Genomic DNA, 21,555 nt, shown 5'->3' with positions numbered 1-21,555 from the left:
TGTCAACCCAGACAGTTACTAGATTTTTGGCAAAACAAAAGCGCTAGGGGTAGGGGATCCACTAGCGCTTTTTCATAACTAAAAGTTATGTTTTTTATTATAACATATTTGAGAGTGGTGTCAATGGTAAAAATGATGTTGCGTGACAAAAAGTATTTATTGATGATTATGTGTATTTTATGAGAATGTGTATTCCTAACCAATCTTTTCTAAAAATCAGATATGCACTAGTTTCTCCATCAAAACACCATCAATCATATCATTTTTTTATCCTTTGAAATAGCGGTAAAATAGGAATAGAAAGCTAATATATCACATGACTATGAGTTGTAGATTAAAAAGAAAGTTTTCTTCAATAAAACCACTTCTAATTTATCAATATTTGAGCTAAAAGTATTTACTTGTTACTGATCAAGTGATATAATATACCTAATTAGGTAAAAATTTGAGTCCTAATCAGGTAATTATCTGAAATTTTATAGGGAGAAATACATGAAACGTAAAATCATGAAACATGATCCTTCAGTTAAGATTGAAAGAAAGCACACGCACTTTCGATCTTGGAAGAAAGGAAAGAACTGGCTCTACGCAAGTTCCATCTTGATGGCTTTGGCCGGTGGGACGCTCATGAGTCAAAGTGTGGTCGCGCAAGCTGATGAAACACAAACTTCATCAACAGGCACAGGCTCGTCTGGTGATGATAATGCGACAAGCTCAACCGATGCAACGGCAACGCCTATGCCTGCCGTTGTTTCGTCATACACGCAAACGGTGTCATTCAGTCTGCCGACTGGGACGCCTGCTTTTGCGTCGCTCACAAATAACAAGCTCACACAAACGGTCAATGAGGGGACAGACTTTGCTCAGGTAGATCTGCGTGCCTATGCGATTGCAGGCTACAACATGTATGTGGCGAACACTGCAACGCCTGATCAAAAAACTGAGGTCACAGACGATAGCAAGACTTACGAGATTGCTGCAAGCACGGCATCTGAAAATGTCAGCTATCAAGTAACATATGTTATGATTTCTGCGACAGAAGCGCCAGCTACTTCAGTAGCCGCAAGCTCATACGCACAAAGTCTGTCAGCAAGCACGTCGGCAAGTGTAGCAGCGTCTACATCGGCAAGCACATCGGCTAGCTTGTCAGCAAGTGCGGCAACTAGTAGTGCAGTCGCAACGTCATCATCAGCTACAAGTAACAGCAGTGCTGTGACGTCTTTGGGCGTGGTCAATGGGGATGATGCATCAGCAGTTGCAAGTCAAACCTCAGCGGCCTCATCACTTGCATCAGCAGGGAAAAAAGTTGCGCTTGCTATGGTTTTAGCAGAAGCGGCAAGCTCGTCTGCAGCTGTCTCAAATGCAGCGCTCTCAGGTGCAGCGGTAGCAGTGGACAATACTGCGACGCAAAACGATGGCTCAGCTGGTCTTTCTGGCGCAAGTACGTCATTTGCGACGTCATCAACCTTGTCTTCAGCCAACAGTGTTGTTGCTAGCTCTGCGTCTGTGATGGCGTCAACCTCTGACTACGGTTCTACCTATCCAGTGGTCGGCACGCAAGACAGTTCAACAGCATCGAACGCTAACGACCAAGGGGCAATCACGGTTGTCAACAGCGGTTCTGGTGTGACAGATAGCACAACATCAGCTAACTTTGATATTGACGCTACTTTCTCAGGTGCATCTTCTACAGTTTCTGCATATGCTAATAACACTGTTAGCTTAACTGTTACTGTGCCTAGTAATGCTGATGTAGCAGATGTTACAGTTGAAAATGATACAAGTTCAGCTTTCCAATCAGTGTCGGCTGCCTACCAAACAGCATCATCAACGGCAAGTTCGATCTACGCATCAGCTGGGACTTCATATTTCTCATCTGTTGCTGCTCAAGAAGCATCAAATGCTAAATCAGTTGCACCTTATTCAAATGCTGTAAGTACTTCTACATCGATTGCTGCTTCATTAAATGCACTCATTGCATCAGCAAGTGCTGCAGCAATTTCAGCATCTAATGCAGCAATTGCAGCTAGTTCAGCAATCAAATCATATGCGTCATCTGCAACATCACTTATTTCTACTGTTTATTCACAAGTTTCAGCAGCACCAATTGATTCGGTGTTTATTCTTGGAAACGCAAATGCTAATCGAAGTTCTGATTTATCATACTTAGTACAAGCAAACTCAGCCGCAAGTACTGGGAATCTGTCTTTAGCGTCAAGTTATTATGTACTCGCTTCATCTGTTGCACATTCGGGCACAGTTGTTAATGATGGACAAGGATATCCATTCATAGATAGTAATTCAAGCTCAATTACGAGCATGAATAGTGTTTATCTTTCAAACTCAACTGTACTATCAACTCAAAATTCACTCTATACGTCTAATTCGTTAGTGTATTCGAGTGCCTTAGCTGCTTCAACAGCTAACTCAACAGCTCTTTCAACTGCAACATCTCAATACAACTCAGTTGTATCAGCTTCTAATGCCTATGTGAATGGTTCAGCAGCCTCAACTGCAACGGCTTATATAAGTGCTTCAAGTGCAACACAAAGTTTAGCAGCTGCTCAAACTAGCCTTCTTGCTACAGGTCAAACTCTTGTAACCACAATCGGTGGTTCTTCAGCATATCTAACTTCAAACGTTCATACAAATGATTCAAGTTATTTGTCATATATGGCAATTGCTACATCTGCAGGTCTTGCTGAGCAAAGTTATGCAGCTCAAGCATCACAAACAACATCCCAAGCTGCAGGTGCACAAGCAGTAATCGATGCCGTTCAATCAACTCGTTCATCTGCTGCTTCTGCAATAATTGCTGATACAATTAAGCACTTAATTACTGATGTTCGCGCTGTTTCGGCAACGTCAGCTTCCGGATCTACTGGAATAACTGTTGCAAATTCAGTTATAGCAGCTTATCCAACATTCGTAGATGGAACTTCAGTTCCAAAACCAGGTACCGATACTACGATTGGTACGTCTTTCACGCCTATTCCTGATCCAGGTACATCAACCTTGATTTTAAGTGGTCAAACAATTCCGAATATTTTAGTTCCTTATAACATCATTGGTTCTGGTAATGCAAGTAGTACTTACTGGCCAGCAGTTATCAATTATATTAATGCACTTAAAACAAATGCTTTGAATGCTATGAATGGTGATGCTTCCGCACTTGCAGCAATTCAAACTGCTGCAGCGGCTGTTGAGACCGCATTAAATCGGTTAGCACTAGATAACAACGCTTCAAATACCACTTCTGCAAATCCAGGAAATATGCAAAACGTGAATCAGAATAACCCTGAATCTGCAAATTATAAAACTGCAACTATTTTCAGTGGTGTTGTTGGTGAAATCTCTATGTTCACCGGTTCAAACGAAACTGTTCTTCAACAAGCCGTTGTGTCAATCAATCAACTTGCCTCAGCTGCAAATTCGGCAGCAAATAGTTATTTGAACATTCAAGCGAGTGCAATTTCTGCTGCAAATAGTTATTTGGCCGCTCAAATCGCTAATGATGGTTCACCAGTATTGATTAACACGTCTGTTAATGTTGCTTCATCAGCAATTGCACAATGGACATCTGCTCCTATTTCAGCTGTTTCAGCGTTGGCATCCTATATCACTGCAGCCAATAACTCGCAAACACCCGTTGTTGCGAGTGGAATTACTGAGTCGGCTTATGTGTCTTCTGTTGCTGCTCAAAGCTTAGCGACGGACGTGAAAATCACGGGTACAACAGTAGCTGCGGGTACAGGTAGTGCTGGATCTGTTATGACAGCCTTCCCAGTTGGTATCACTTTTGACTTTACAAAAGCAACGACAATTGCGAATGCCTATTCGGCTGCCGCAAGTTATTATGCCTTAGCTGCCAGCGCAACTGACTCTGCTACTGCTGCTAACTACAAGCTCATGGGTGATGCCTACCTCAAAGAAACTGAACTTATCTCAGATATTCAAAATGGTACAAATGGCTATGCTGGCGTATTAAGCGCTGCTCAAGGTAGCGGTATTATTACTGCGATTATTCCTGGACTTAAAATGTCAGACACGTCTGCCAATGTTGCGAGTGCTGCGAGTGACTTGATTGCCTTTATGAAGTCATCAGGCTTGACATCATCTACTATACTTGACTTCATGACAGATAATGGTGATGGGACCTATTCGCTCAAAGATATCAATGTTGATGCGTCTGCTACAGTCGTAAACGCGCTTCAACCAAAAGTTAATGCGCTCTTATTGGCTGTTAATGCCATCTCAAACGACATCAACAGCTATACGGCGTCTATCCCACCACTTGTCGGTGGTCTGGTTGCGACGTACATGAACACTGCAAAAAATGCTGTGGCGTCTGGCTTGTTGAACAACCACAGTGAGATTTTGCCATCAGTTACTTACGCAGCTTCTTTGCAGGTAACGAACACGATCCATACGACAACAGTAGCGGTTATCACAAGCTTAACCAACCTTTTGAACTCTTATGCGAGTCAGACGGGTAATGGTGCTGACTTTGTACGCTCTATCTTGACTTCAGTTATCAATGCACAAAAAGCAGCCTTGGCACAAAATGATGCCAATGCAGCACAATATGCAGCGTCACTGAATGTACAAATCGCAACCTTTGACTCACGTGCAGGTGCAGTGAAGTCTACATTGCAAGCTGATGGTACTTATAACATCGATAACAATGGTATTTCAACCCAAGTTACAATTGATGCCATTGGGGATTCAGATTCATCTGCTGCTGGTGTTACTTCAGCCTTTAATACAGGGGGATTGATTGGTCAAATCCTTGGAATGACGCCTAGTCAGTTCGTTGCTGGTGTTCAAGCAGTCTTTGGTTCAGGGATTTATGGCGCGATTATTTCTACACTTGCATCGGGTATTTCTGCTGCTATGCCCAATACCGATGGTATGGCTAACATTGCTGCCGCTGGTATTTCCCAACGTATCTCTAATTTCTTCTTAGGAACAAATGGTTTCGTTTCTACACTTAAGGCGATTGATGATGGTATCATCGGTCTTGATGCTGCGGGTAATACGCTTACAAACTCTGGTTTGAATGGACTTTTGAACACGGCTGGTGTGACGTTGAGTATCACTGCGACAGCAGGAATCACTGCTACTGATCCAGATTTGTTTGCGAGTGCGACAGCTATCGACTCACCTGTAGAGGGTACGTCAGCGACAACTGCTGACGGAACATTTACCGCGGCAACGTATACGATGGCGCTCACGCAGGCAAACAGCCTCTTGTCTGGGACAGCAACGACTGATGTCGTCTATCAAGCGGTCAATAAAAACGTGCTTGCAGCTGCAGTCGCAAACGTGTCGCTCGCAAGTGATGGTAGCTTGACAGCGACTGACGGCTCATCTGTTACAGGTGACCTTGGCAACAACTTGCCAAACGCACAAACTGTCTTGGCGGATGATAATGCATCACAAAACGACGTTGACCAAGCAACTGCGAGTCTGTTAACACAGACGGCAAATGTCAGCTTTAAAGACGTCGATGTGAATGCTTTAGCATATGTCGAAGACGCAAGCGGTGGCACACTTGCCAGCCAAACGGCAATTGCACTGTCTGGTCAAACTAAGTCCTATGATCTGAGCAGTCTCTTGAACTCAGGTTATGATCTGACGAAAACAACCGTGACAGATGCTGATGGCAACGCAGTTAGTGGCGTCTCAATCAGTGCGGCAGGTATTTTGACCATCACTTTTGATAATGATACTGGCACAGATCAAGATCTGGTCATCAATCTTGTGCATAAAATCGATGGTGTCACGACGACTAAGACGTTTACACGGACAGTTGACTATACAGACAAGACAACAGGTAACACGCTCCAAGCAAATGTTGTCACACAAAGTGTCACAGGAACACAAACTGTCGGTACTGACCTGATCACAAATGATTCTGTTACAAACACTGTCTGGACGGCAGCCGATGGCACTTATGGGGAGCCTTCTGCTGATGGCCTGAGCTATGTCTTTAGTGCCGTGGATGCACCTGCTCAGACGTCTATCAACGGGACAACATACTTCCTATCTGTCAATAACGCAACTGCGCAAACTGTAGTCTTTACGACGAGTGCAGCAACAACTAAGTCTCAAGTCATCTACTCATCTACGCAGCCTAGTGCAATCATCAACATGACGACGATCGTTGCGGCAAGCGAGTTTGCGACGCGTCCTGTTGACGCAGATGGTGTTGCAGTACCTGAGGTAACTGATCCTGATGGGACGGTCTACTATGTGCTTTCTGTTTCACCACAAACAGGTATCGGAAACTACGGTGATCCAACTAGCACCCAGTTGGGAAGCCTATGGACTGCACCAGGTTCGGTATTGACGACTGGTCTCCAACAAATGGGGTGGATCCCTAACGGGTTTAGCCTAGTTGCTTCTCCGTTCTCATTTGAAACGCCTACTAACGGTGCACTTCCTGAAACTTTTGGGACGCAGGGAACTTATGATGCAGACACTGATAGCTGGACGTATGACGTCTATCTGCTTGCGACAGCCGACTTCCAACAAGCTGTTATCGTAAGCGATAGCTCATCACCTAATGGTGCTGCTACGCTTGATACGATGACAGGCGTCAGCTCGGCAAATATGGTCTCAGACCTGACAGATGCCGACCTTGATATTAAAAACTATACGTACACAGTTACAGGACCTAACGGTATTGTATATGCCACACTAGCAGCTGCCTTGAAGGCCAATCCATTTGATAATACATCAAACGGAACTGGTGCAACGACAGATGCAAGTGTGCAACAATTTACCGTTTCATATGAAAAAATCAAGATTCCAGCAACGGTTATCTATGAGTCAGAAGATGGTGAAATCCTGACGCCGGCCGCTGGGACTGAGTACACGCCTGAAGGTGCTGTTGGTGATCCAATCACGACAACAGTAGCAGATGCGCCTAAGATTCCTGGTTATGTGGCTGTGAGCGTATCATTTGACGCGGACAGTGTTGCTGATGGAAACACGTATCAGGCTGATGGTAGTGTTATCACCTTTGTCTATGTGCCCAACCCGCAAGAGATCGATGTTGCGGTATCTGGGGCTTATACAGCTAGTCAAACCCTGGCTGGTGCGTCAAATCAAACTGTTTCAACAGTTATCACGGCTACACCTGGCTATTACTTTACAGCAGGCAGCAGTGATAGTGATTTGTTGACGGTGACCATCTCTGCGGATGGAAAGACAGCGACTATCACGGGTAACTACGATGATAATGACAATCCTGGCGACACGGATGATGCGATCCAAAACGTTAGCTTGACGACAGCGGCTGCGCAACAAACAGCTATCATCAAAACAAATAACACTGATCCGCTCGGTAGCCAGGTCTATGAAACACTGACTGGTGATAGTGGTAGTGCGATCACGGCGACAACGACTGATGCTGACTTGGCACGTCCTGGCTATACGCTTACGATTACTGACCAGGATGGTAATACTTATCCATCACTTGCTGCTGCACTTGCTGTAATGACAACCTTTGATACGACAAATAACGGCAATAGCACGACAGATACCCATCAACAGGTCTTGACTGCAAGCTATGAAGCTGATCCTCAGTCACTTGTTGTGAACTTTGTTGATGCGACTGATCCGTCTACTATCCTGTCTACACCGTCTGTTACTTTGACTGGCGTGACTGATAGCAAGATCACAGACTCACCTGAATATGCGCAAATTGCAAGCCTAATCGCGTCCTATGAAGCAGCTGGATACGTGGTGTTAGCAAATGGTGTGCCTGTCGATGATGCTGTTTTCAGCACGGATAATGCGCCTGTTACTATTAGTCTAGTCCATAATACGGCTGAAACAACTGAGACATTTACTGTATCCTACACGGTGCACAATGTGTATCCGCTTGATCCGTCGAAGAATTTCGATACGGTTGAGTCGGTCACGGTGACGAAGACTTACTTCAAGGATTTGGTGACGGGGGAAGAAATTCCTGACGGCGCTGACTTGAGTTTGTACGCTGTGGATGGCGATGTTGACACGCATCCGACTGCCGCGGGAGCAGACTATACGATCGATCCTGCGAGCGAGACGGTAAATGGCACTGCGGCTGAAAACGGCGCAGAGGTAGATGCTGATGGCAATGTCACGATGAACGCAGTTGAAGCTAACGATGAAACGGGCTGGGTAGCTGACAAAGCGACAGCTATCATGACTGCGGTTTCACTGAAAAATGCGAAGACCTTAAACGGTGTTGGCACGATTGCGGCTGATGATGATACGATTACGTATGATCAAGACCATGACTCACTCGCTGAGTCTGATGAGATTTCTGACTCGACTGAGGATAGTGATTCGACTGAAGATAGCGATTCTGCTGAAGATTTTGATTCTGATGCTGATAGTGATAGCGATGTGTTCAGTGATTCTGATGAGGTTTCAGATTCTGCTGAAGATTCGGACTCGGACGAAATTTCTGATTCTGCTGAAGATTCAGACTCGGACGAAATTTCTGATTCTGCTGAAGATTCAGACTCAGATGCTGATAGTGATTCGGCTGAGCATGCAGATTCAACAGATGATTCTTCTTCAGACGAAGTTTCTGATTCTACTGAAGATTCAGATAGCGATGCTGACAGTGATTCAGAAGAGTTGAGTGATTCAACAGACGATTCTACTTCAGACGAAGTTTCAGATTCTGCTGAAGATTCAGATAGTGATGCGGATAGCGATTCAGAAGAATTGAGCGATTCAACAGACGATTCTACTTCAGACGAAGTTTCTGATTCTACTGAAGATTCAGATAGCGATGCAGATAGTGATTCTGAAGAATTGAGTGATTCAACAGATGATTCTACTTCAGACGAAGTTTCTGATTCTACTGAAGATTCAGATAGCGATGCTGATAGTGATTCAGAAGAATTGAGCGATTCAACAGATGATTCTTCTTCAGACGAAGTTTCAGATTCTACTGAAGATTCAGATAGCGATGCTGATAGTGATTCTGCTGATCATGCAGATTCAACAGAAGCGTCTGATTCAGACGAGGTTTCAGATTCTAGTGAAGATTCTGATAGCGAAGCAGACAGTGATTCAGAAGAATTGAGCGATTCAACAGACGATTCTACTTCAGACGAAGTTTCTGATTCTACTGAAGATTCAGACTCTGATGCTGATAGTGATTCGGAAGAATTGAGCGATTCAACAGATGATTCTACTTCAGACGAAGTTTCTGATTCTACTGAAGATTCAGACTCGGATGCTGATAGTGATTCGGAAGAGTTGAGCGATTCAACAGACGATTCTACTTCAGCCGAAGTTTCAGATTCTGCTGAAGATTCAGATAGCGATGCAGATAGTGATTCGGAAGAATTGAGCGATTCAACAGACGATTCTTCTTCAGACGAAGTTTCAGATTCTACTGAAGATTCAGACTCGGATGCTGATAGTGATTCGGAAGAGTTGAGCGATTCAACAGACGATTCTTCTTCAGACGAAGTTTCTGATTCTGCTGAAGATTCAGATAGCGATGCTGACAGTGATTCAGCAGAATTGAGCGATTCAACAGACGATTCTACTTCAGACGAAGTTTCTGATTCTGCTGAAGATTCAGATAGCGATGCTGATAGTGATTCAGCAGAATTGAGCGATTCAACAGATGATTCTTCTTCAGACGAAGTTTCTGATTCTACTGAAGATTCAGATAGCGATGCAGATAGTGATTCTGCTGATCATGCAGATTCAACAGAAGCGTCGGATTCAGACGAGGTTTCAGATTCTGCTGAAGATTCAGACTCAGATGCAGATAGTGATTCAGAAGAATTGAGCGATTCAACAGACGATTCTACTTCAGACGAAGTTTCTGATTCTACTGAAGATTCAGATAGTGATGCTGATAGTGATTCGGAAGAATTGAGCGATTCAACAGACGATTCTTCTTCAGACGAGGTTTCAGATTCTGCTGAAGATTCAGATAGCGATGCTGACAGTGATTCGGAAGAATTGAGCGATTCGACAGATGATTCTACTTCAGATGAGGTTTCTGATTCTGCTGAAGATTCAGATAGCGATGCAGATAGTGATTCGGAAGAATTGAGCGATTCAACAGACGATTCTTCTTCAGACGAAGTTTCTGATTCTACTGAAGATTCAGACTCGGATGCTGATAGCGATTCAGAAGAATTGAGCGATTCAACAGACGATTCTTCTTCAGACGAAGTTTCTGATTCTGCTGAAGATTCAGACTCGGATGCTGATAGTGATTCGGAAGAATTGAGCGATTCAACAGACGATTCTTCTTCAGACGAGGTTTCAGATTCTACTGAAGATTCAGACTCAGATGCTGATAGTGATTCGGAAGAATTGAGTGATTCGACAGATGATTCTTCTTCAGACGAGGTTTCAGATTCTACTGAAGATTCAGATAGTGATGCAGATAGTGATTCTGCTGATCATGCAGATTCAACAGAAGCGTCGGATTCAGACGAGGTTTCAGATTCTACTGAAGATTCAGACTCTGATGCTGACAGTGATTCTGAAGAATTGAGCGATTCAACAGATGATTCTTCTTCAGACGAAGTTTCTGATTCTGCTGAAGATTCAGATAGCGATGCAGATAGTGATTCTGAAGAGTTGAGTGATTCAACAGACGATTCTTCTTCAGACGAAGTTTCTGATTCTGCTGAAGATTCAGATAGCGATGCAGATAGTGATTCTGAAGAATTGAGTGATTCGACAGATGATTCTTCTTCAGACGAAGTTTCTGATTCTACTGAAGATTCAGACTCGGATGCAGATAGTGATTCGGAAGAATTGAGCGATTCAACAGACGATTCTTCTTCAGACGAAGTTTCAGATTCTACTGAAGATTCAGATAGTGAAGCTGATAGTGATTCTGCTGATCATGCAGATTCAACAGAAGCGTCGGATTCAGACGAGGTTTCAGATTCTACTGAAGATTCAGACTCGGATGCAGATAGTGATTCGGAAGAATTGAGTGATTCAACAGATGATTCTTCTTCAGACGAAGTTTCAGATTCTACTGAAGATTCAGATTCGGATGCTGATAGTGATTCGGAAGAATTGAGCGATTCAACAGATGATTCTTCTTCAGACGAAGTTTCTGATTCTGCTGAAGATTCAGATAGCGATGCTGATAGCGATTCAGAAGAATTGAGCGATTCAACAGACGATTCTTCTTCAGACGAAGTTTCTGATTCTACTGAAGATTCAGACTCGGATGCTGATAGTGATTCGGAAGAATTGAGCGATTCAACAGATGATTCTTCTTCAGACGAAGTTTCAGATTCTACTGAAGATTCAGATAGCGATGCTGATAGTGATTCAGAAGAATTGAGCGATTCGACAGATGACTCTTCTTCAGACGAGGTTTCAGATTCTGCTGAAGATTCAGACTCGGATGCAGATAGTGATTCTGCTGATCATGTAGATTCAACAGAAGCGTCGGATTCAGACGAAGTTTCTGATTCTGCTGAAGATTCAGACTCGGATGCAGATAGTGATTCGGAAGAATTGAGCGATTCAACAGATGATTCTTCTTCAGACGAAGTTTCTGATTCTACTGAAGATTCAGATAGCGATGCAGATAGCGATTCAGAAGAGTTGAGCGATTCAACAGATGATTCTTCTTCAGACGAAGTTTCTGATTCTGCTGAAGATTCAGATAGCGATGCAGATAGTGATTCTGAAGAATTGAGCGATTCAACAGACGATTCTTCTTCAGACGAGGTTTCTGATTCTACTGAAGATTCAGATAGCGAAGCTGATAGTGATTCTGCTGATCATGCAGATTCAACAGAAGCGTCTGATTCAGACGAGGTTTCAGATTCTAGTGAAGATTCAGACTCTGATGCAGATAGTGATTCAGCAGAATTGAGCGATTCAACAGACGATTCTACTTCAGACGAAGTTTCAGATTCTGCTGAAGATTCAGATAGTGATGCAGATAGTGATTCTGAAGAGTTGAGCGATTCAACAGACGATTCTTCTTCAGACGAAGTTTCTGATTCTACTGAAGATTCAGACTCGGATGCAGATAGTGATTCGGAAGAATTGAGCGATTCAACAGACGATTCTTCTTCAGACGAAGTTTCAGATTCTACTGAAGATTCAGATAGTGAAGCTGATAGTGATTCTGCTGATCATGCAGATTCAACAGAAGCGTCGGATTCAGACGAAGTTTCTGATTCTGCTGAAGATTCAGACTCGGATGCAGATAGTGATTCAGAAGAGTTGAGCGATTCAACAGACGATTCTACTTCAGACGAGGTTTCAGATTCTACTGAAGATTCAGACTCGGATGCAGATAGTGATTCAGAAGAGTTGAGCGATTCAACAGATGATTCTACTTCAGACGAAGTTTCTGATTCTGCTGAAGATTCAGACTCAGATGCTGACAGTGATTCGGAAGAATTGAGTGATTCAACAGATGATTCTTCTTCAGACGAAGTTTCTGATTCTGCTGAAGATTCAGACTCGGATGCTGATAGCGATTCAGAAGAATTGAGCGATTCAACAGACGATTCTTCTTCAGACGAAGTTTCAGATTCTACTGAAGATTCAGACTCGGATGCAGATAGTGATTCAGAAGAGTTGAGCGATTCAACAGATGATTCTACTTCAGACGAAGTTTCTGATTCTGCTGAAGATTCAGACTCGGATGCAGATAGTGATTCGGAAGAATTGAGCGATTCAACAGACGATTCTTCTTCAGACGAAGTTTCTGATTCTGCTGAAGATTCAGACTCGGATGCTGACAGTGATTCGGAAGAATTGAGTGATTCAACAGACGATTCTTCTTCAGACGAAGTTTCTGATTCTGCTGAAGATTCAGACTCTGATGCAGATAGTGATTCGGAAGAATTGAGCGATTCAACAGACGATTCTTCTTCAGACGAAGTTTCTGATTCTGCTGAAGATTCAGACTCGGATGCAGATAGTGATTCGGAAGAATTGAGCGATTCAACAGACGACTCTGCTTCAGACGAGGTTTCAGATTCTGCTGAAGATTCAGATAGTGATGCAGATAGCGATTCGGAAGAATTGAGCGATTCAACAGATGATTCTTCTTCAGACGAAGTTTCTGATTCTGCTGAAGATTCAGATTCAACAGAAGACAGCGATTCAACAGAAGACAGTGACTCCTCAGAAGATTCAGATTCAACAGAAGATAGCGATTCAACAGAAGACAGCGATTCCTCAGAAGACTCAGATTCATCTGAAGACAGTGACTCCGATGAAGATTCAGATTCAGACGAAGATAGCGACTCAACAGAAGACTCAGATTCATCTGAAGACAGTGATTCCTCAGAAGATTCAGATTCATTTGAAGATAGCGGCTCAACAGAAGATAGCGATTCATCTGAAGACAGTGATTCAACAGAAGACTCAGATTCATCTGAAGACAGTGATTCAACAGAAGACTCAGACTCATCTGAAGACAGCGGCTCAACAGAAGATTCAGACTCCGATGAAGATTCAGATTCAACAGCGGATAGCGAATCAGCAACTGCGCTAGATTCTACAGAAGATTCAGATTCAACAGAAGATAGCGATTCCTCAGAAGACTCAGATTCATCTGAAGACAGTGATTCAACAGAAGACTCAGATTCATCTGAAGACAGTGACTCCTCAGAAGACTCAGATTCATCTGAAGACAGTGATTCCTCAGAAGATTCAGATTCATCTGAAGACAGCGATTCAACAGAAGACTCAGATTCATCTGAAGACAGTGACTCCTCAGAAGATTCAGATTCAACAGCGGATAGCGAATCAGCAACTGCGCTAGATTCTACAGAAGATTCAGATTCAACAGAAGATAGCGATTCCTCAGAAGACTCAGATTCATCTGAAGACAGTGATTCAACAGAAGACTCAGATTCATCTGAAGACAGTGACTCCTCAGAGGATTCAGATTCAACAGAAGATAGCGACTCAACAGAAGATAGCGACTCAACAGAAGACAGCGACTCAACAGAAGACTCAGATTCAGACGAAGATAGCGATTCCTCAGAAGACTCAGATTCATCTGAAAACAGTGACTCCTCAGAAGACTCAGATTCATCTGAAGACAGTGATTCCTCAGAAGACTCAGATTCATCTGAAGACAGTGACTCCTCAGAAGATTCAGATTCAACAGCGGATAGCGAATCAGCAACTGCGCTAGATTCTACAGAAGATTCAGATTCAACAGAAGATAGCGATTCCTCAGAAGACTCAGATTCATCTGAAGACAGTGACTCCTCAGAGGATTCAGATTCAACAGAAGATAGCGACTCAACAGAAGACTCAGATTCATCTGAAGACAGCGACTCAACAGAAGACTCAGATTCAGACGAAGATAGCGATTCCTCAGAAGACTCAGATTCATCTGAAAACAGTGACTCCTCAGAAGACTCAGATTCATCTGAAGACAGTGATTCAACAGAAGACTCAGATTCAGACGAAGATAGCGATTCCTCAGAAGACTCAGATTCATCTGAAAACAGTGACTCCTCAGAAGACTCAGATTCATCTGAAGACAGTGATTCCTCAGAAGATTCAGATTCATCTGAAGATAGCGACTCAACAGAAGACAGCGATTCCTCAGAAGACTCAGATTCATCTGAAGACAGTGATTCAACAGAAGACTCAGATTCATCTGAAGACAGTGACTCCTCAGAAGATTCAGATTCAACAGAAGATAGCGATTCATCTGAAGACAGTGATTCAACAGAAGACTCAGATTCAGACGAAGATAGCGACTCAACAGAAGACTCAGATTCAGACGAAGACAGCGATTCAACAGAAGACTCAGATTCATCTGAAGACAGCGATTCCTCAGAAGACTCAGATTCATCTGAAGACAGTGATTCCTCAGAAGACTCAGATTCATCTGAAAACAGTGATTCCTCAGAAGATTCAGATTCATCTGAAGATAGCGACTCAACAGAAGATAGCGATTCCTCAGAAGACTCAGATTCATCTGAAGACAGCGATTCAACAGAAGACTCAGATTCATCTGAAGACAGCGATTCCTCAGAAGACTCAGATTCATCTGAAGACAGTGACTCCTCAGAAGATTCAGATTCATCTGAAGATAGCGACTCAACAGAAGACTCAGATTCAGACGAAGACAGCGATTCAACAGAAGACTCAGATTCATCTGAAGACAGTGATTCCTCAGAAGATTCAGATTCATCTGAAGATAGCGACTCAACAGAAGATAGCGATTCCTCAGAAGACTCAGATTCAGACGAAGACAGCGATTCAACAGAAGACTCAGATTCATCTGAAGACAGCGATTCAACAGAAGACTCAGATTCATCTGAAGACAGCGATTCAACAGAAGACTCAGATTCATCTGAAGACAGCGATTCAACAGAAGACTCAGATTCATCTGAAGATAGCGACTCAACAGAAGACTCAGATTCATCTGAAGACAGCGATTCCTCAGAAGACTCAGATTCATCTGAAGACAGTGACTCCTCAGAAGATTCAGATTCAACAGAAGACTCAGACTCATCTGAAGACAGCGACTCAACAGAAGATTCAGACTCCGATGAAGATTCAGATTCAACAGCGGATAGCGAATCAGCAACTGCGCTAGATTCTACAGAAGATTCAGATTCAACAGAAGATAGCGATTCCTCAGAAGACTCAGATTCATCTGAAGACAGTGACTCCTCAGAAGATTCAGATTCAACAGAAGATAGCGATTCCTCAGAAGACTCAGATTCATCTGAAGACAGCGATTCAACAGAAGACTCAGATTCATCTGAAGACAGCGATTCCTCAGAAGACTCAGATTCATCTGAAGACAGTGACTCCTCAGAAGATTCAGATTCATCTGAAGATAGCGACTCAACAGAAGACTCAGATTCAGACGAAGACAGCGATTCAACAGAAGACTCAGATTCATCTGAAGACAGTGATTCCTCAGAAGATTCAGATTCATCTGAAGATAGCGACTCAACAGAAGATAGCGATTCCTCAGAAGACTTAGATTCAGACGAAGACAGCGATTCAACAGAAGACTCAGATTCATCTGAAGACAGCGATTCAACAGAAGACTCAGATTCATCTGAAGACAGCGATTCAACAGAAGACTCAGATTCATCTGAAGACAGCGATTCAACAGAAGACTCAGAATCATCTGAAGATAGCGACTCAACAGAAGACTCAGATTCATCTGAAGACAGCGATTCCTCAGAAGACTCAGATTCATCTGAAGACAGTGACTCCTCAGAAGATTCAGATTCAACAGAAGACTCAGACTCATCTGAAGACAGCGACTCAACAGAAGATTCAGATTCATCTGAAGACAGTGATTCCTCAGAAGATTCAGAATCATCTGAAGATAGCGACTCAACAGAAGACTCAGATTCATCTGAAGACAGTGACTCCTCAGAAGATTCAGATTCAACAGAAGATAGCGATTCCTCAGAAGACTCAGATTCATCTGAAGACAGTGATTCAACAGAAGACTCAGATTCATCTGAAGACAGTGATTCCTCAGAAGATTCAGAATCATCTGAAGATAGCGACTCAACAGAAGACTCAGATTCATCTGAAAACAGTGACTCAACAGAAGACTCAGATTCATCTGAAGACAGTGACTCCTCAGAAGATTCAGATTCAACAGAAGATAGCGACTCAACAGAAGACTCAGATTCATCTGAAGATAGCGATTCAACAGAAGACTCAGATTCATCTGAAGATAGCGATTCAACAGAAGACTCAGATTCATCTGAAGACAGCGATTCCTCAGAAGACTCAGATTCATCTGAAGACAGTGATTCCTCAGAAGACTCAGATTCAGACGAAGACAGCGATTCAACAGAAGACTCAGATTCATCTGAAGACAGCGATTCAACAGAAGACTCAGAATCATCTGAAGATAGCGACTCAACAGAAGACTCAGATTCATCTGAAGACAGCGATTCAACAGAAGATAGCGATTCCTCAGAAGACTCAGATTCATCTGAAGACAGTGATTCAACAGAAGACTCAGATTCATCTGAAGACAGTGATTCCTCAGAAGATTCAGAATCATCTGAAGATAGCGACTCAACAGAAGACTCAGATTCATCTGAAGACAGTGACTCCTCAGAAGATTCAGACTCATCTGAAGATAGCGACTCAACAGAAGACTCAGATTCAGACGAAGACAGCGATTCAACAGAAGACTCAGATTCATCTGAAAACAGTGACTCAACAGAAGACTCAGATTCATCTGAAGACAGTGACTCCTCAGAAGATTCAGATTCAACAGAAGATAGCGATTCCTCAGAAGACTCAGATTCATCTGAAGACAGCGATTCCTCAGAAGACTCAGATTCATCTGAAGACAGCGATTCCTCAGAAGACTCAGATTCAGACGAAGACAGCGATTCCTCAGAAGACTCAGATTCATCTGAAGACAGCGATTCCTCAGAAGACTCAGACTCATCTGAAGACAGCGATTCCTCAGAAGACTCAGACTCATCTGAAGACAGTGACTCCTCAGAAGACTCAGATTCATCTGAAGATAGCGACTCAACAGAAGACTCAGATTCAGACGAAGACAGCGATTCAACAGAAGACTCAGATTCATCTGAAGACAGCGATTCCTCAGAAGACTCAGATTCATCTGAAGATAGCGACTCAACAGAAGACTCAGATTCATCTGAAGACAGCGATTCCTCAGAAGACTCAGATTCAGACGAAGACAGCGATTCCTCAGAAGACTCAGATTCATCTGAAGACAGTGATTCCTCAGAAGATTCAGATTCAACAGCGGATAGCGAATCAGCAACTGCGCTAGATTCTACAGAAGATTCCGATTCTACAGAAGATAGTGACTCCACAGAAGATTCTGATTCATCTGAAGACAGTGACTCCTCAGAAGACTCAGATTCAACAGAAGATAGCGATTCATCAGAAGACAGCGACTCCTCAAAAGATTCTGATTCTGCCGAGGATAGTGATTCCACAGAAGATTCCGATTCATCCGAAGATAGTGATTCCACAGAAGATTCCGATTCATCTGAAGACAGCGATTCAAGTGTAGATAGTGATTCATCCGAAGATAGTGATTCCACAGAAGATTCCGATTCATCTGAAGACAGCGATTCAAGTGTAGATAGTGATTCATCCGAAGATAGTGATTCCACAGAAGATTCCGACTCATCCGAAGATAGCGATTCCACAGAAGATTCCGATTCATCTGAAGACAGCGATTCAAGTGTAGATAGCGATTCATCTGAAGATAGCGATTCAAGTGTAGATAGTGATTCCACAGAAGATAGCGATTCAAGTGAAGACTCAGATTCGTCTGAAGACAGCGATTCAAGCGAAGATTCCGATTCAACAGAAGATAGCAACTCTACTGAAATTTCAGATTCAACAGAAGATTCCGACTCTGACTGGCTCATCGGCGATCCCGACAGCGACGGTCTGACTAACAGTGAGGAAGAAGCCTTGGGCACGGATCCATTCAACCCTGATACCGATGGTGATGGCGTTGACGATGGTGCCGAGGTTGACAATGGTACTAACCCACTTGTTCCAGATAATAACCCGAAAACGCCGATTGTAGTGCCAACGGTTCCATCCGCCCCTGGCAATGTTACAGCGACAGTGCCTAATACTGCAGGTGATACAACAATCACGGGCACGGGCACACCAGGCGATACCATCACAATCAAAGATAAAGATGGTAATGTCATCGGCACTGGTACAGTTGACAAAAATGGCAACTTCACAGTAGACGTACCTGCTAAACCAAATGATGAATTAACCGTCATCGAAACGGACCAAAACGGTGATAATTCTAAACCAACGCAAGTCGTAGTACCGTCCGGACCAACGGTTCCATCCGCCCCTGACAATGTTACAGCGACAGTGCCTAATACTGCAGGTGATACAACAATCACGGGCACGGGCACACCAGGTGATACCATCACGATCAAAGATAAAGATGGTAACACGATTGGTACAACCACAGTTGATCCAAATGGTAACTTCACAGTAGACGTTCCAGCAAATCCTGGCGATGATCTCACAGTTACTGAAACAGGTAAAAACGGTGTTCCGTCTGATCCTGCTAAGGTAACAGTACCAAGTGACACGACAAAACCAAGCACACCATCCAATGTGGTAGTTTCTACCCCGGATGATAGCGGCAACGTCACCATCACGGGTAAAGGCACGCCAGGTGATACTATCACAATCAAAGATAAAGATGGTAATGTAATAGGTACTACAACAGTAGATCCAGATGGTAACTTTACAGTTGATGTACCAGCTAATGGTGGTGATGATCTTACAGTTATCCAAACTGATAACAACGGTAATACATCAGATCCAATCAACGTTAAAGTTCCAGATACTAAGACTCCTACTATTACAGTAGATGCTCCTACGGTAGATAACATAACTACTCCAAACTCAAACGGAGAAGTAACTATCACAGGTACTGGTACACCTGGAGATACCATCACTATTAAAGACAAAGATGGTAATGTAATAGGAACTACAACAGTAGATCCAAATGGTAATTATTCAGTTGATGTACCAGCTACTCCAGGTGAAGAGCTTACAGTTACTCAAACAGATCCAAATGGTAATACATCTGATCCAATCAGTATTATTACTCCAATTACACTAGTAGATGATCCTCTATACGTAACTATTCCAAATGCACCTGTAATCACAAACGTAACTACTCCTAATAACAATGGAGAAGTAACTATTACTGGTACTGGAACTCCAGGTGACACTATCACCATCAAAGATAAAGATGGTAATGTCATCGGCACAACTACAGTAGATCCAAACGGTAACTTTACAGTAAATGTTCCAGCACAATCAGGTGATGATCTCACAGTTACTGAAACAGGTAAGAACGGTATTCCGTCAGATCCTGCTAAGGTAACAGTACCAAGTGACACGACAAAACCAAGCACACCATCTGACGTAGTTGTCTCAACTCCAGATGATAATGGCAATGTCACAATCACAGGTAAAGGCACGCCGGGCGACACGATCCTTATCAAAGATAAAGATGGCAATGTCATTGGCACAACTACAGTTGATCCAGACGGTAACTTCACAGTAACCGTTCCAGCTAAATCTGGTGATGATCTATCTGTCATCGAAGTAGGCAAAAATGGTGTTCCATCTGATCCTGCTAAGGTAACAGTACCAAGTGATACGACAAAACCAAGCGCACCATCTGACGTAGTAGTCTCTACCCCAGATAGCAATGGCAATGTCACAATCACAGGCAAAGGCACGCCGGGTGACACGATCCTTATCAAAGATAAAGATGGCAATGTCATCGGTACAACCACAGTTGATCCAGACGGTAACTTCACAGTGACTGTTCCAGCTAAATCAGGCGATGAACTCACTGTCATCGAAGTAGGCAAAAATGGTGTTCCGTCAGATCCTGCTAAGGTAACAGTACCAAGTGACACGACAAAACCAAGCACTCCATCTGATGTAGTAGTCTCTACCCCAGATAGCAATGGCAATGTCACAATCACAGGTAAAGGCACGCCGGGTGACACGATCCTTATCAAAGATAAAGATGGCAATGTCATTGGCACAACTACAGTTGATTCAGACGGTAACTTCACAGTAACCGTTCCAGCTAAATCTGGTGATGATCTATCTGTCATCGAAGTAGGCAAAAATGGTGTTCCATCTGACCCTGCTAAGGTAACAGTACCAAGTGATACGACAAAACCAAGCACTCCATCTGACGTAGTTGTCTCAACTCCAGATGATAATGGCAATGTCACAATCACAGGCAAAGGCACGCCGGGCGACACGATCCTTATCAAAGATAAAGATGGCAATGTCATTGGCACAACTACAGTTGATCCAGACGGTAACTTCACAGTAACTGTTCCAGCTAAATCTGGTGATGATCTCACTGTCATCGAAGTAGGTAAAAACGGCGTTCAGTCTGATCCTGCTAAGGTAACAGTACCAAGTGACACGACAAAACCAAGCACACCATCTGATGTAGTAGTCTCTACCCCAGATAGCAATGGCAATGTCACAATCACAGGCAAAGGCACGCCGGGCGACACGATCCTTATCAAAGATAAAGATGGCAACGTCATAGGCACAACTACAGTTGATCCAGACGGTAACTTCACAGTAACCGTTCCAGCTAAATCTGGTGATGATCTATCTGTTATCGAAGTAGGTAAAAACGGTGTTCCGTCAGATCCGACTAAGGTAACAGTCCCTTCTGAACCTGCTAAACCAAGCGCACCAACTACGCCAACATTGCCAGGCACTAGCACGCAACCTGCTAGTACACCAGCAGCGACTGCCTACCCAGTTCTACCAAGAACTGGTGAAGACAGTGGCACGGCAGCTAGTCTTCTAGGTGCAGCATTCCTTGCGCCATTCTTCTTACTTGCATGGAAACGTCGCAAGAAAACCGAAGAAACACAGCTCAAACATGTTTATCAAAATGGTAAACGCAAATGGTGGATGTAAGTTAAACTAGTTAAACAGCTTGTTTGGCACAGCACTACTCCTAAAAATCCCTATTGCGCCTTGTGCGCAGTG

Annotated in this window: 1 protein-coding gene; it reads left to right on the top strand. The window is 43.3% G+C overall.

From position 1 onward, the window contains the following. Positions 1-492 precede the first annotated feature (492 nt). Positions 493-21,483, top strand: coding sequence for an Ig-like domain-containing protein (locus tag Hs20B_RS08420; RefSeq protein ID WP_172357487.1), 20,991 nt, complete (start codon positions 493-495; stop codon positions 21,481-21,483). Positions 21,484-21,555: the final 72 nt, after the last annotated feature.

The organism is Pseudolactococcus insecticola, from assembly GCF_011170065.1.
Lineage (GTDB): Bacteria > Bacillota > Bacilli > Lactobacillales > Streptococcaceae > Pseudolactococcus > Pseudolactococcus insecticola.
This window is presented reverse-complemented; position numbering and strand designations above follow the sequence as displayed.